This is a genomic window from Sporosarcina sp. P16b (genome assembly GCF_002743065.1).
GTDB lineage: Bacteria > Bacillota > Bacilli > Bacillales_A > Planococcaceae > Sporosarcina.
This window is the reverse complement of the sequence record NZ_PDYO01000001.1, coordinates 132153-146604: the sequence shown is the minus strand read 5'-3', so window position 1 is coordinate 146604 and position 14452 is coordinate 132153. Positions and strand designations below refer to the sequence as shown.

The window sequence follows — 14452 nt, the reverse complement described above, 5'->3', positions numbered from 1 at the left end:
TCCTTTCAGGAATCTGAACTCCTTACCATTAAGCATATGCCTTCACGGAAAGAGATAGTACAAACATCCGCCACTGTTTCATTACTTGTAAAACGTGTTACCCCCATTTCTAATCGTTCATTCACCGTTTCATATTTGAATCCTGTCAACGTCAACCCTGTCACGACGGGGCCAAACGAGAAAAAGGAAGTGTATGGATAGCGCGCGTCTTTCTTTACACGTCTCACGCCAGGAAGCATGACACGGATATCATTCGTAGTATTGTGTATCTTGAATTTCACTTTACGATTTTCCGCTTGCATGCGATACAATAAATGCAAAGCAGACTGTAAGTGATCCAAGCGACCACCTGTCACGCCGGTCAAAATAATATAATCAGGTTCATATGCAAGCGCTCGCTGTACAGCTAGTTCTGTGTCTGTCTCATCTTTGTCTTCATTCGCACGATGGACAATTTCTACGTTCGAATTGATTTGTTTTAACTGTTCTTCCGTCACAGAATCGAAGTCGCCAACTGCTTCATTGGGCTGAATGCCTTTTTCCAATAAATACAAAGCACCGCGATCTACACCGATGTACACAGTATCTTCTTGAACGTATTCAGCTAAGTCAACCACTTCCTCTATAGGGCCTGCTGCACACACGATAGCATACTTCATTTCACCATCACACTCTCACCTGCTGATTTAATAGCTTGGAGTGCTTTTGCCCGGTCTTCTTTCCCATAGATTGCTGAACCTGCAACAAAAATAGTCGCACCCGCTTCCACACAAGGTTTTATTGTTTCTTCGTTGATACCCCCATCAATCTCGATTTCAATAGAAAGATTTCGTTCTTTGATAATATCGGAGAGTTGCTTCACTTTTGGTAAGACGGAATGAATAAACGACTGTCCACCAAAACCTGGATTGACTGTCATGAACAATACCATATCAATATCCTCAAGGACATGCATGATTTGTTCAACCGGTGTATGAGGATTCAATACTACACCCGGTTTCGCACCTGTCGATTTAATCAATTGGAGTGTTCTATGCAAGTGAGGACATGCTTCTACGTGTACAGTAATATAATCTGCACCCGCTGCCGCAAAGTCCTCGATATAAGCATCTGGATTTTCAATCATCAGATGGACATCTAGCGGTAACTCCGTCAATGGTCGCAACGCTTCGACGACAATGGGACCCATCGTGATATTCGGTACGAAATGTCCGTCCATTACATCGATGTGAATTAATTCAGCTCCTGCTTTTTCTACTTCTTTCACTTCTTCACCAAGTCTAGCAAAGTCTGCGGCTAAAATAGATGGTGCAATTTTTATCATAATCAATACCTCGGCTTTCTATCCGTAATTTCTTGCAAGAACAGTAAGTAATTTTCGTAGCGACCTTCCAAAATGATTCCTTTTTCTACTTGTGCTTTAACTGCACAACCCGGTTCTTTGACATGAAGACATCCTCTAAATTTACAACCTTCACCCGCTTCTGAGATCTCCACAAAATAATCCCGCAGTTCTTCTTTTTCGATATGTTCAAAATCGAGAGAGCTAAACCCAGGTGTATCGGCTACCAAGCCATCCGCCACTTCCAATAACTCTACATGGCGTGTAGTGTGTTTTCCCCGTCCAAGCGCGTCGGAGATCACACCGGTTTTTAGTTGCAATTCAGGTAATAACGTATTTAATAACGTGGATTTGCCCACCCCGGACTGACCTGCTAGTACAGTAGTTTTACCACTAAAATACGGGCGAAGTGTTTCGAGTAATGAATGCTTGTTCTCCACATTACGCAAAACGGTATAACCGATACGTTGATAATACGCGAGATTTTTTTCATTTTCTTCTAGTGTATTAGGGTTGGCGATATCTTCTTTAGAAATATACAAGATTGGTTCTAATTGATGTGATTCAATGACTGTCAAGAAACGATCGAGTAAACGAAGACTCATATTGGGTTCCACGACCGAAAAGACCAGTAATACTTGATCTACATTGGCAATGGGCGGTCTGACTAACTCGCTTTTCCTCTCATGGACATCTGTAATCGTCGCATCATTGGCTCCGTCAGGTACATACGTAACGAAGTCTCCTACCAAGGGATTAATTTTCTTTAATCGAAAAACGCCCCGGCTTTTACATTGAATTAAATTCCCATTATGTTCTACGTAATAAAAGCCACTGATTGCTTTACGAATTTGGCCTTCAGCCATCGAACTCCTCCTCTATTCTAAATCTGTATAGTTGAATTTATCTTCTTCAATCACCGTTTGATCACGCATGATTTTATATCCTCCGCGCTCGCCTTCAAGAAGTTCGATTGTAAACTTACGTGTCGTATCTTCTGTAATCTCAAATTCCTCGACAGGATCATTCATCGTGTGTGTGCGATCCTGTATATAAATCTGGACTTTCTGAGGAATCGGCTCCAATTGAGGTTTCGTTTCTGTTTCTGAATCTATTTCATCTCCATCATCTTCATCCGTTGATTCTTCAGGATCGTCATACGGGATCATCACGGTCTTCACCAACAATTTAATCGGCTTGGATGCAGGCCCTTTCGAAACTACGACATCCACCCGTTCCCCTTTCTCCATTTTTTCCCCTTTGGAAGGTTTCTGAGAAACGACATATCCTTTATCCACTTTATCTGAATGTTCCTCACTTACGATGTGAATTTTCAGGCCGGATTTCTTCGCATACTCTTCTAGTTGTTTTGCAGACATACCCGATAAATCATCAAGAGATTGCAACTCTTTGCCTTTACTTACAGTGAAGATTAACTCTGTTTCCTCAGGGATAACAGACTGATCCGCTTCAGGTTGCTGGCTAAGAATCGTTCCTTTTGGCTCATCCGAATAGACTTCAACTGATTCAATAGGTAAAAATCCGTAGCCATCTAAAAAGCGTTTAGTCGCTTCAAAGTTACGGCCCGTATAATCACTAAGTACCATAGGATCTTTCCCAGCGCTAATAAATAATTTCACACCGTCTCCTTCTTTACGTTTCTTTCCCGCTTGAGGTACTGTTTTAATGACTTGTCCTGCTGTGTACTCGTCGGACGTCTCTTCAAAACGCTCATCTATAACAAAGCCCTCTTTTTCGAGTATCTCTGTCGCAACAAGCTCTTCTTCCCCTACTACTTTAGGTACGATAATCTCTTTTGGTTTCATCATCATAACCAAAAAGAATACCAGTAACGCAAGTAGCAGAATACTACTTACTAATACATACGGCCATTTCTTCTTTTTCTTTTTCACAGGTGCTACTAATTCGGGTTTTACAGAATCTATTTTCATTGTGTCTTCCACAACAGCGGATTTCGCAACGTCTTTAATAACAGGAATAGCCATTGTCTTATCATCATCAAACGGCAAGGCAAACTTGCTTTCATTCAATCGTTCTGGAGATAAAACAGTTAGTAAATCATCATACATTTCATCTGCAGTCGTGTAGCGATAGAATGAATCTTTAGCTGTTGCCTTTAAAATGACGTTTTCTACACTTTGAGGTATTTCAGGATACTGTTCACGGACGGATGGTGTTTCTTCTTGCAAGTGCTTTAATGCAATCGCTACCGCTGTCTCCGCTGAAAACGGCAATTCCCCTGTCAGTAATTCATAAAATACAATACCGAGTGAATAGATATCTGATCGTTTCGTAGCCATACCGCCTCTGGCTTGTTCAGGAGACAGATAATGGACAGTTCCAATAACAGAGTTTGTCTTCGTATGTGCCGTTGAATTTAAAGCCATGGCAATTCCAAAGTCTGTTATTTTCACGTCATCTTCACCGTTCATCAAAATATTTTGAGGTTTAATATCTCGATGAATAATACCGTTATGATGAGCGTGTGATATGGCAGATACAAGCTGCTTCATAATAGATACAGCATGGTCCGCCGATAATGCGCCGTGGGTATGGATATAGTCTTTTAGTGTTTTGCCGGCTATGTATTCCATCACTAAGTAATGGAGTTCGTCTTCTTGACCGACATCGAAAATATTTACAATATTGGGATGTGTCAGGCTCGTAGCAGAAAGTGCTTCGCGCTGAAACCGTTTTTTCAATTCATCTTCATTGGAAAAATCATAATGCAATACCTTGATTGCTACATCGCGGTCGAGAATGATATCATGCGCCATGTAAACTCTGGACATACCTCCATCACCGATCACCCGAATAATTTCGTATCGCTTACCGATTCGTTTTCCAATCATACCGGAGTCACCTCAATTTCAGGTATAGCCAGCAATATTACTGTAATATTGTCTTCCCCACCACGCTGGTTCGCCAAGGCAATGAACTCATCTGCTTTGTCTGCTAAAGAACTTTGCTTCGACATAATATCGAGCATAGTTTCCTTTTCGACTTTATTGCTTAAACCATCTGTACAAAGTAATACATACGACTGTGACAATAATGAAAATGAGTAGCGATCAGGTACAATAGATTTCTCTGAACCGACCGCTTTCATAATCCAATTCCGTTGCGGATGGACTTCGGCTTCTTGTTCCGTAATTTCTCCGCTATCAATCAACACATTAACAAAAGAATGATCCTTTGTTATTTGGCGAATCGCTTTGCCTGTCACTTGATAAATTCGGCTGTCGCCCACATGAAAAACTACACAGTGATCATCCAATATTAGTGCAAGGTCTAGCGTAGTACCCATGCCTTTATACGTGGCATCTGCTTGGGCAGTTGTATACAATAACTGGTTAATATCGACCACCGCATCATACAACAAGTCAATCCAATCCTGCTTTGTTACGACTTCTTCGTCGGCGGACATGAACCGCTCGCCTATCATACGCACCGCTGTGGAACTGGCATAATCTCCGCCTTTATGACCGCCCATTCCATCAGCAATGACTGCAAGTACCGTCTGCATTTCAGGATGAACGAATACGGCGGCTTCATCTTCATTGACAGTTCGCTTTCGTCCTGTGTCTGACCGTATTTCATATTCCATAGGCTACCCTCCATTCCAATTGGTCAGGTTAGTGAATTCTTTGTAACGTCGCTACAAAGAAACCGTCAGTTTGATGGTCGTGTGGTAATATTTGTAAATATTGAGGTTCATTGTCATCTTCCTGAATATGGTGCGGGACGAGTGCAAAGTCTGGTTGCTCTCTCAAGAACCATTCCACTATCTCTTCATTTTCTGACTTATCAATCGTGCATGTACTGTATACTAAAAGTCCGTCTTTTTTGACCAACTGACAGGCAACTTCAAGTAGTTCTTTTTGAATGACTGTCAGATTTTCAATATCTTGTAAAGTTTTTTTATATTTAATTTCAGGCTTTCTGCGAATAACCCCTAGCCCGCTACACGGCGCATCTACTAACACCCTGTCGAAAGATTGAGGTTCATATGTTTTCAATAACTCTCGGCTATCCCCACTATTTGTATGAATGGAAGTCAACCCGAGACGCTCTGCATTTTGTTCAATTAATCGTAATTTATGGGGGTGCAGATCATGTGCTTGAATTTCCCCATCGTTTTTCATACGTTCTGCAATATGTGTGGTCTTGCCGCCGGGAGCCGCACACATATCCAGTACACGCATACCTGGCTCCACTTGTAATGCGATAGCCGGAAGCATAGAACTCTCGTCTTGAATGGTCAGCAAACCTTGTTTAAACACTTCTGTGGAAGCGAGATTACCTGACTCTACTTGAACACTGCTGTCAGAAAGAGTGCCAGCTATTGCAGTAATCCCTTCTTTTTTCAGCAAGCCGATTACTTCCCCTATATTGGTTTTCGTTCTATTGATTCGAGCAGTCGTGATGGGTGGCTGATTATTGACAACTGCCGCAGCGGTTGCTTCTTCCATGCCGTATTGCTCAATCCATCTTCGGATCAACCATTCAGGGTGACTTGTCTCTATAGATAAACGAGTAACAGGGTCTTCTATTTCATCTAAAGAAGGTACGCCTTCACGCAAAATCGAGCGCAATATACCATTGACCATGGATGAAACACCTTTGTGTCCACGCTTATTCGCAATTTTCACTGCTTCATTGACAACGGCGTGCTCAGGAATTTTAGATAAGTAAATGATTTGATAAACGGACAGACGAAGTAGCTGTCGTACCCATGGTTGTAGTTTCCCTCTAACAAATGGTGCTAAATAATAATCCAGTGTCATTTGTTGTTGTAATGTACCGTAAGTTAGTTCCGTCAATAACGCACGGTCTTTTGGTTGAAGATCATAAATTTCAATCGTTTTATGAAGCAATAAATTACTATACGCTTGCTCTTCTTCAATTTGCATCAACATGGATAATGCCGCGTCACGTACATTACCGCGCCAAATTTTCTTTTTATAATTTGTCATTCAAACGTGTCTCCCACTTGCCATTTGGATCCGATTCCATTTAAGAATACGGTAGCTGTCATTCGTTTTTTTCCTGCTGGTTGTAAATCGGTAATTGCTAATGCTCCTTCACCTGTCTGCACAATAATACGGTCCTTTTCCAAACCGATGATTTCTCCAGGTTGTGCATCTGAAACTTGTTCTTCCAACTGGGTCCACCAAATTTTCACTTGATCACCAGCAAACTTTGTATAGGCGACAGGCCAAGGGTGCAACCCCCGTACTTGGTTATAGATGGATCTAGCTGAGCTTGTCCAATTAATTCGTTCCTGTTCTCTCGAGATGTTTCTAGCAAACGTTACTTGCGTCTCATCCTGTACTATACGCTCATTCGTGCCTTCAATGATCGATGGTAATGTTTCTTTTAATAATGTTGTTCCTGCTACAGATAGTTTTGCAAACATCGTTCCCGTATCATCTGTTTCATCAATTGGAGTGGTAACTTGTGAAATGATATCACCTGCATCCAGTTTTTCCGCCATGTACATGATCGTGACACCCGTTTCCTTTTTGCCATCGATAACAGCCTGGTGAATCGGTGCGCCTCCACGATAGTTAGGTAATAAAGAAGCATGAACATTTATACAACCGAGTTTAGGCGCCTCGAGAAGATCATTCGGAAGCAATTGACCGAATGCAGCGGTTACTATTAAATCAGGTTGTAGTTCGAGGATTTCCTGCAACTCTGCGGAGCCTTTTAGCTTCTCAGGCTGAATGATAGGAAGTCCTAAACGCACCGCCTCTTCCTTTACAGGAGGTGGAGTCAACACGCGCTTACGACCAACGGGACGATCCGGTTGTGTCACGACGGCAAGAATCTCATATCCCTCATTATATAGCATCTTCAAAACACCTACAGAAAATTCAGGCGTCCCCATAAAAATGATTTTTGTCATTCGTCATCCTCCTCTTCGAATTCAGATGGATCAACGACACGTTGAATCTTCTTATCAAATAGAACGCCGTTCAAATGATCGATCTCATGTAAGATTGCACGCGCTTCATAGCCTTCTGCTTCTAATTCATATAACTTACCACTACGTTCTTGTGCTTCAATCCTTACGTGGAAAGGGCGCTCTACTTCTCCGAACAATCCAGGGAAACTTAAGCATCCTTCTACTTCCACTTCAGATCCTCCAGTTGCCGTGACGACAGGATTGATCATTTCAATAATATCTTGTCCTTCATCGAAGTCTACTATTGCCACACGTATCGATTTACCAACTTGTGGAGCAGCTATACCCACGCCGTCATGTTTAATCATCGTTTCATGCATATTATCTAGTAAGATACCCAATTCATCATCAAATACAGTCACTTCCTCACATGGAGTCGTGAGAATAGATGATGGGTGCTTAATGATAGTTAATATAGTCAAAATAATTTCCTCATTTCTTCGTAGAAAGGTCAAAAGATCGATGTTGGTTCACGGTTAATCGACATGACCAAGCCATCTTTTGCCCAACTTGTTTTGTAGTGTTTCAAAAGTTGTTGCAGAACCGGTATAAGTGCGGGTTCACGTTTGTATTTTATCAAACATTGGTATCGATATCTATTGTTGAGACGACTGATAGCAGCTGCTGTCGGTCCAATGATGACTGTGCCTTGTGATAGTCGCTCCGCCATAAATTCAGTGCCTTTGTGTGCATAGTCAGCTGCTTTTAATACATCTTCATGACTAAACTGTACAACCGTCACGTAATAGTACGGTGGATAACCAAGTTGTCTTCTTCTATCCATTTCCATTTCGTAAAAAGGTACAAAATCTTGTGTTTTGGATAATTCAATCGCGTAGTGCTCAGGATCATATGTCTGAATGACTACTTCACCAGGTAATTGATCACGACCAGCTCTCCCACTCACTTGCGTCAATAATTGGAATGTTTTCTCGGCAGCGCGGAAATCGGCCAAATGGAGAGATGTGTCAGCTGCCAATACGCCTACTAAAGTTATACGCGGAAAATCCAGTCCTTTGGCTATCATTTGTGTTCCAAGTAAAATATCTGCTTTTCCTTCACCAAAATCATATAGCAAACGTTCATGGGCACCTTTTGTATTCGTCGTATCGATATCCATCCGTATTACGCGGGCTTCAGGTACCAATTTATATAATTCTTCTTGCGCTTTTTGTGTTCCTGTTCCAAAGAACCGAATATGCTCGCTTGTACATTCCGGACATTCGGAAGGTACTCGTTCTTCATGGCCACAATAATGGCATTTTAAACTTTCACTGGCACGGTGGTACGTCAATGAAATATCACAGTTTGGACATTCGACAACTGTTCCGCAATCACGGCAGAGAACGAAGCTCGAAAACCCACGTTTATTAAGCAGCAGGACAATTTGTTCTTTCCTTGCTAATCGTTCGCGAATCCCTTCAGCAAGCGCTACAGAAAACATCGAACGGTTTCCTACTTTTAGTTCTTCTCGCATATCTACCACTTCAACACTTGGCAAAGATTGGTTTTTGGCTCGTTTGGATAATGTTAATAATGAATACACCCCTTTGGAAGCCCTAGCATAAGACTCCAATGACGGTGTCGCACTTCCTAATATAACAGGACATTGATAGTATTCAGCACGCCAAATCGCTACATCACGTGCATGATACCTGGGTGACTCTTCCTGTTTATAGGTAGTCTCGTGTTCTTCATCGAGAATCAATAATCCTAAATTCGTGAAGGGAGCAAATACTGCTGAACGTGCACCAATTGCAACTTTCACTTCACCACGATGGATTCGGCGCCATTCATCATACTTTTCGCCCGCAGATAAACCGCTATGCAAAACCGCAACTAATTCTCCAAACCGCCCTTTAAATCTAGCCGTCATTTGAGGTGTCAATGCGATCTCAGGCACTAGCACAATCGCTTCTTTCCCTTGCTTCAACACGTGATCGATAGCCTGTAAATAAACTTCCGTCTTACCACTTCCTGTAATACCATGAAGTAAAAAGGTTTCCTGAATATTGTTGTCACTCGACTGTTCAATAGCGGAAAGGGCTACTTGCTGTTCGTCTGTTAGTTGTTCCGGCTTGCCACTATCTTGCATTTTGGGTGTTTCTAATTCTCGGTACACTTCCACTTGCGATTGTTCTACTATCTCTTTATCTACAAGTGATTTCAACACAGTAGCTGTAACGCCGGATTCATCGAGGATTTTACTCGCTTCTATAGTTTCTGTCGGATGCTGCAACAGCCAACGAAGTAGTTCTTGTTGTTTTTTTGCATTTGGATGTACTTCTTCTAACGCCATTTCAAGTTGTCTCGTATCCGGCACATGAATCATTCGCACTTTTTTCATTTTGGTTTTCTGTTTGATCGCCGTATCAATTTCGACAATTCCTAGTTTATTATATTTCTTTACTTCATTTAATAAATTCGCATCTTGAAGTGCTTTTAAGGTGATTTGTTTGCGATTGCCTAAAAACGCGCGGAATGATTCATCAAGCTCATCTGGTTTGATGACAGTCATAATCTTTTCATATTTAGCACGCATAGCTGCAGGTAACATGACTTGCAGTGCATCGATTTCATAGGCGATCGTTTCCGTTGCCAACCATTTCGACAAAGCTAATAATTCCGCAGACAGCACTGGCTCCAAATCTATAATCTCCGCGAGCGGTTTAATTTTATTTTGGTCTAGTTGGCTTTCTCCTTTGATACCCGTCACATAGCCTGCTACTTTTCGTGGACCAAAAGGTACTTTTACCCGTAAACCTGGCTCCATCACATGTTCCCAATCGATAGGTACTACATAATCAAATGGCCGGTCAATCGGATAGGCCGCTACATCTACAATGACTTCAGCAATCATGCAGTTTACTACTTTCATGCTGAAGGATGGTTTCAAATAACCGTTCGGCCAGTTGAGTTTTTGGCATGGCGGCAAAAGGAATAGTTTCTCCTTCTCTAGAAATCAATGTCACAACATTTGTTTCACTGCCAAATCCGCCACCAGGATCCGTGACATCATTGACGATAATATAATCTAGATTTTTAGATTCTAATTTTTTCTGTCCGTAGGCAATCGCATCCGTCGTTTCAGCTGCAAAGCCAATTAGCAATTGATTTTCTTTGCGTTTTCCAAGTGTTTTTAGGATGTCAATCGTCCGCTCTAATTCCAGTACATCATCGCCATCTTTTTTCTTCATTTTTTGATCATGTATGTTTTTCGGTCGATAATCTGCAACAGCTGCCGATTTTACTACAATGGACGCATCATCATACTGACTGATTACAGCATCGAACATTTCAGCAGCACTTTCTACATGGATCACATGGACGCCTGATGGAACCGATAGCTCGACCGGTCCTGAAATAAGTACAGTATGTGCACCCAGCTTCTGTGCTGCCTCCGCCATTGCGTAGCCCATTTTGCCACTTGAAAAATTAGATACATAGCGGACAGGATCTATACGTTCACGAGTCGGACCAGCTGTAATCACAACTTTTTTACCACGTAAAGGTTGGTAAGATCCTTCATTAAAATGCTTGCAAATTAACTCCGTAATTTTTTCGGGCTCTTCTAAACGCCCCTTACCCACATAACCGCAAGCTAAAAAACCTTCTGACGGTTCGATAAACTGATAGCCATCCCTATGCAATTGATCTATATTACGCATGACAGCAGGATGGGCATACATATGTACATTCATTGCGGGCGCAATCCAAACGTCTGCTTGTGTTGCAAGTAAAATAGTCGTCACCATATCATCTGCAATTCCGTGTGCAAGCTTGCCAATTACGTTAGCTGTTGCAGGCGCAACGACTACTAAATCTGCCCAGTCTGCTAAATCAATATGCGCAATGACACGGGAATCTTTTTCATCAAATGTATCAAAATACACATCGTTTCTTGACATGACTTGAAAGGATAATGGCTGAACAAATTCTTTCGCAGAATCAGTCATCACAACTTTTACATTCGCGCCTGCCTGACTTAATTTGCTGACGAGTGCAACAGCTTTATAAACCGCAATACCACCTGTTACGCAGAGTAAAATGTTTTTATTATCTATCTTCATGGAACTCTCGTCCTTTCTAAAAATAATAAACTCCCTGAGAACGGTTGAATTCCAAGGGAGTTGTTTTTTATTTCAAATCAAACTTCGTCTTCATAAATAATTGATTCATCTGCTGCTACGTTGATTAAGACGCCCGCTGCCACTTCTTCAAGAGCCCTGCCAACACTTTTTACTGACCGGTATGAATGAAGTGATTCGTTCTGTTTTTCTTGTAGTTCACGTGCGCGCTTAGCTGCCAGTGTAACCAGAGTGTATTTAGAATCAACTTTTCCTTTTAGTGAATCAACTGATGGATATAACATAGTTTATTCTCCCTCCAACATTTGTAAGTATCTCATTTCCACACGTTCTCTTCTGCAATGCTCTGCCGTAACAATTGCATTGATTCGATCACATGCTTTGGAGACCTCGTCGTTCTCTACTACATAATCATACAGATGCATCATTTCGAGTTCTTCTCTTGCTTTTAATACACGGTCTGCAATGATGTCAGAAGCTTCCGTACCTCTTCCAATCAAACGAGTTTCTAGATCACTTAAACTTGGAGGTGCTAAGAAAATAAATAGGCCGTTTGGTACTTTTTCACGCACTTGGGCAGCACCGACTACTTCAATTTCAAGGAATACGTCACGACCAGCATCGAGCGTTGCGTTAACGTAATCGAGTGGAGTTCCGTAGTAGTTCCCTACATATTCTGCATATTCGAGAAGCTTTCCTTCTCCAATCATTTCTTCAAATACTTCTTTTGATCGGAAGAAATAGTCAACGCCGTCAACTTCACCTTCGCGCGGGTTTCTAGTAGTCATGGATATGGAGTATTCGTAGTTGGTGTCCGGACTTGTAAATAATTCTTTTCGTACGGTTCCTTTTCCGACGCCGGATGGACCAGAAAGGACGATTAGGAGTCCTCGATGTTTGTACATGTAATCCCTCTTTGTTATGTATTCATTAGCACGTCATACCTAACTATAACCTATACACCAGACAATTAAAGCAGATAGCACCGTTGATTTCCGTTCCAGGTGGGACGCTTTCCGCGGGCATGGCTTGAGCCTCCTCGTCCGCTTCGCTACCTGCGGGGTCTCAAGGCTCATGCTATTCCCGCAGGAGTCGCCCGCCTGAAACGAAAATCAACTAGATATCCTATATTTTTAAAATTGAAAGAAGTATTAATACAAAATTGTCTGATTAGACTACGTAGGCCCATGTGTGCAATCTGTTCATATTATACCATAATCATACGATGAGTGCTAAAATGGAACAAAACGATATGAAAGAGGAATCCGTATGGCATTTGATGGTTTATTTACAAAAGCAATAGTAAGCGAATTGCAGCAACTGAAGACGGGGCGGATTTCGAAGATTCATCAGCCGAATTCACAGGAAATCATTTTTCAAGTCCGAGCTAATAATAAAAATCATAAATTATTAGTATCGCTACACCCTTCATTTTCACGATTACAGTTGACTGATGAAGTGTTAACGAATCCTTCCGAGCCACCGTTGTTCTGTATGGTATTACGCAAGCAACTTGAAGGTGGAATGATTACATCAATTGAACAGCATGAGAATGACCGGATTGTGAATATTCACGTCCAGGCTCGAAACGAATTAGGGGACCAAATCGAACGGAAGATAGTCATTGAAATCATGGGGCGACACAGTAACTTAATTTTACTCGACGCTTCACGAGATATGATTATTGACAGTATGAAACATTTACCGCCTTCCGTTAATAGTTACCGGACTGTTTTACCTGGACAGCCTTATATTCCAGCACCACCACAAGATAAAGTAGATCCGTTTGAAGTAACCGAAACGGAATTCAATACAATAGTAGGTGCTTTACAAGAACCAAAGGATATAGTACAGCATTTCGCAGGCTTTTCCCCATTAACAGCTGCGGAATTGCTATATCGTTTACAGGATGATAATCAATCATTTACTGTGTGGCGATCATTTCTTGAGAGTTTCAGCTTACGTACAATGAAACCCACTACCGTGGAAAACGATAGAAAAACTTTGTTTTCCGCAACTGCATTAACCCATGCACAAGGAATCACTCAATCGTTCTCCACTTTAGGTGACTTGCTGGACAAAGTCTATTTTGCTAGGGCAGAACGAGAACGCGTAAAATCCCAAGCTATCGATCTAGAGCGTTGGTTATCAAATGAGATTGCCAAATTGGAAAACAAAACAAAGAAACTTCAAAAAGAACAAGAGACAGCGCAAGACTTGGATACATTGAAATTATACGGTGAATTATTGACTGCGAACAGCTACATGCTGCATAAAGGCGATAAAGAAGTGACTGTAGAGAATTATTATGAACAAGGCACAACCGTCACAATTCCACTCGATCCAAGAAAATCACCAATTGATAACGCACAACGCTACTTCTCGCGTTACTCAAAAGCAAAAACAGCACTGATTCGAATTGCAGAACAGCTTGAAAAAACTAAAGACGACATCGAATACTTCGAAATGGTCAGACAGCAAGTATATCAAGCTTCACCAATCGATATTGAAGAAATTCGTCAAGAATTGGTAGAACTTGGGTTCATGCGTGCTCGTAGAAATAAAAAGAAAGTAAAACTACAGAAACCAAAACCGGAAGCATTCGTTTCTTCCACTGGTATTCCGATCTCAGTAGGGAAAAATAACAAACAAAACGACTACCTGACATTCAAACTTGCCGCTCGGGATCACATATGGCTTCACACAAAAGACATACCAGGCTCACACGTCGTCATTCACGACACCGATCCAGACGCCCAAACAATTGAAGAAGCAGCCGCACTCTCTGCATACTTCAGCAAAGCCCGGGAATCATCTTCCGTCCCAGTCGATTATACGCAAATTCGTCATGTTAAAAAGCCTTCAGGAGCAAAACCAGGCTTCGTCATTTACTTTGAACAGAAAACTGTGTTCGTTACACCTGACGAAGATTTAGTACGTAAATTACGGAAATAATGCACTGTATGGCTATATGTTTTGAACATCTTAAGACAGAAGTGAATTCCTTTTATTATAGGTTTCTATTCTGTC

The 14452-nt window shown here is 41.6% G+C and carries 13 protein-coding genes; 1 reads left to right on the top strand and 12 read right to left on the bottom strand.

Going from position 1 to position 14452, the window contains the following annotated elements; translation table 11 throughout:
* Window positions 1-5: 5 nt before the first annotated feature.
* The 12 genes from CSV77_RS00725 to gmk all read right to left on the bottom strand — a co-directional run bounded on the left by CSV77_RS00725 (window position 6) and on the right by gmk (window position 12327).
* Window positions 6-659 (bottom strand): thiamine diphosphokinase, encoded by a 654-nt coding sequence (locus CSV77_RS00725; RefSeq protein WP_099671945.1) that lies wholly within the window; start codon window positions 657-659, stop codon window positions 6-8.
* Complete coding sequence (rpe, locus tag CSV77_RS00720; RefSeq protein ID WP_099631027.1) at window positions 656-1324, bottom strand: ribulose-phosphate 3-epimerase; 669 nt, start codon at window positions 1322-1324, stop codon at window positions 656-658. The genes CSV77_RS00725 and rpe overlap by 4 nt, the downstream gene beginning before the upstream one ends.
* Before the next feature lie 2 nt (window positions 1325-1326).
* Window positions 1327-2208, bottom strand: coding sequence for a ribosome small subunit-dependent GTPase A (gene rsgA, locus CSV77_RS00715; protein ID WP_099671944.1), 882 nt, complete (start codon window positions 2206-2208; stop codon window positions 1327-1329).
* Window positions 2209-2220: 12 nt separating this feature from the next.
* Window positions 2221-4215 carry a Stk1 family PASTA domain-containing Ser/Thr kinase gene (gene pknB / locus CSV77_RS00710; RefSeq protein ID WP_099671943.1) on the bottom strand — a complete coding sequence of 665 codons (1995 nt, stop codon included), beginning with the start codon at window positions 4213-4215 and terminating at the stop codon, window positions 2221-2223.
* Window positions 4212-4970, bottom strand: a complete 759-nt coding sequence (locus CSV77_RS00705) for a Stp1/IreP family PP2C-type Ser/Thr phosphatase (protein WP_099630880.1) — start codon at window positions 4968-4970, stop codon at window positions 4212-4214. Before CSV77_RS00705 ends, pknB begins: the two co-directional genes overlap by 4 nt.
* A gap of 28 nt (window positions 4971-4998) precedes the next feature.
* Window positions 4999-6339, bottom strand: a complete 1341-nt coding sequence (gene rsmB / locus CSV77_RS00700; RefSeq protein ID WP_099671942.1) for a 16S rRNA (cytosine(967)-C(5))-methyltransferase RsmB — start codon at window positions 6337-6339, stop codon at window positions 4999-5001.
* Complete coding sequence (gene fmt, locus CSV77_RS00695; RefSeq protein ID WP_099671941.1) at window positions 6336-7274, bottom strand: methionyl-tRNA formyltransferase; 939 nt, start codon at window positions 7272-7274, stop codon at window positions 6336-6338. Before fmt ends, rsmB begins: the two co-directional genes overlap by 4 nt.
* On the bottom strand, window positions 7271-7756 hold the full coding sequence (def, locus tag CSV77_RS00690; protein WP_099671940.1) for a peptide deformylase: 486 nt from the start codon (window positions 7754-7756) through the stop codon (window positions 7271-7273). The genes fmt and def overlap by 4 nt, the downstream gene beginning before the upstream one ends.
* A gap of 29 nt (window positions 7757-7785) precedes the next feature.
* A complete protein-coding gene (priA, locus tag CSV77_RS00685) occupies window positions 7786-10194 on the bottom strand; it encodes a primosomal protein N' (RefSeq protein ID WP_099671939.1) in 2409 nt (802 codons plus the stop codon).
* Window positions 10184-11404 (bottom strand): bifunctional phosphopantothenoylcysteine decarboxylase/phosphopantothenate--cysteine ligase CoaBC, encoded by a 1221-nt coding sequence (gene coaBC, locus CSV77_RS00680; RefSeq protein WP_099671938.1) that lies wholly within the window; start codon window positions 11402-11404, stop codon window positions 10184-10186. The genes priA and coaBC overlap by 11 nt, the downstream gene beginning before the upstream one ends.
* Before the next feature lie 77 nt (window positions 11405-11481).
* The gene (gene rpoZ / locus CSV77_RS00675; RefSeq protein WP_099671937.1) at window positions 11482-11706 is read right to left on the bottom strand and encodes a DNA-directed RNA polymerase subunit omega; all 225 of its coding nucleotides are present in this window, start codon (window positions 11704-11706) and stop codon (window positions 11482-11484) included.
* Between the two features lie 3 nt (window positions 11707-11709).
* Window positions 11710-12327, bottom strand: coding sequence for a guanylate kinase (gene gmk, locus CSV77_RS00670; RefSeq protein ID WP_099630873.1), 618 nt, complete (start codon window positions 12325-12327; stop codon window positions 11710-11712).
* 364 nt (window positions 12328-12691) lie between these two features.
* Here gmk and CSV77_RS00665 point away from each other — a divergent pair, with 364 nt between their 5' ends.
* On the top strand, window positions 12692-14377 hold the full coding sequence (locus tag CSV77_RS00665) for an Rqc2 family fibronectin-binding protein (RefSeq protein ID WP_099671936.1): 1686 nt from the start codon (window positions 12692-12694) through the stop codon (window positions 14375-14377).
* The last annotated feature ends 75 nt before the right edge of the window (window positions 14378-14452 follow it).

Excerpts from the sequence above, each read along its gene's own strand:
- CSV77_RS00725 (WP_099671945.1), bottom strand. The coding sequence starts at position 659 with ATGAAGTATGCTATCGTGTGTGCAGCAGGCCCTATAGAGGAAGTGGTT.
- rpe (WP_099631027.1), bottom strand. The coding sequence starts at position 1,324 with ATGATAAAAATTGCACCATCTATTTTAGCCGCAGACTTTGCTAGACTT.
- rsgA (WP_099671944.1), bottom strand. The coding sequence starts at position 2,208 with ATGGCTGAAGGCCAAATTCGTAAAGCAATCAGTGGCTTTTATTACGTA.
- pknB (WP_099671943.1), bottom strand. The coding sequence starts at position 4,215 with ATGATTGGAAAACGAATCGGTAAGCGATACGAAATTATTCGGGTGATC.
- CSV77_RS00705 (WP_099630880.1), bottom strand. The coding sequence starts at position 4,970 with ATGGAATATGAAATACGGTCAGACACAGGACGAAAGCGAACTGTCAAT.
- rsmB (WP_099671942.1), bottom strand. The coding sequence starts at position 6,339 with ATGACAAATTATAAAAAGAAAATTTGGCGCGGTAATGTACGTGACGCG.
- fmt (WP_099671941.1), bottom strand. The coding sequence starts at position 7,274 with ATGACAAAAATCATTTTTATGGGGACGCCTGAATTTTCTGTAGGTGTT.
- priA (WP_099671939.1), bottom strand. The coding sequence starts at position 10,194 with ATGATTGCTGAAGTCATTGTAGATGTAGCGGCCTATCCGATTGACCGG.
- coaBC (WP_099671938.1), bottom strand. The coding sequence starts at position 11,404 with ATGAAGATAGATAATAAAAACATTTTACTCTGCGTAACAGGTGGTATT.
- rpoZ (WP_099671937.1), bottom strand. The coding sequence starts at position 11,706 with ATGTTATATCCATCAGTTGATTCACTAAAAGGAAAAGTTGATTCTAAA.
- gmk (WP_099630873.1), bottom strand. The coding sequence starts at position 12,327 with ATGTACAAACATCGAGGACTCCTAATCGTCCTTTCTGGTCCATCCGGC.
- CSV77_RS00665 (WP_099671936.1), top strand. The coding sequence starts at position 12,692 with ATGGCATTTGATGGTTTATTTACAAAAGCAATAGTAAGCGAATTGCAG.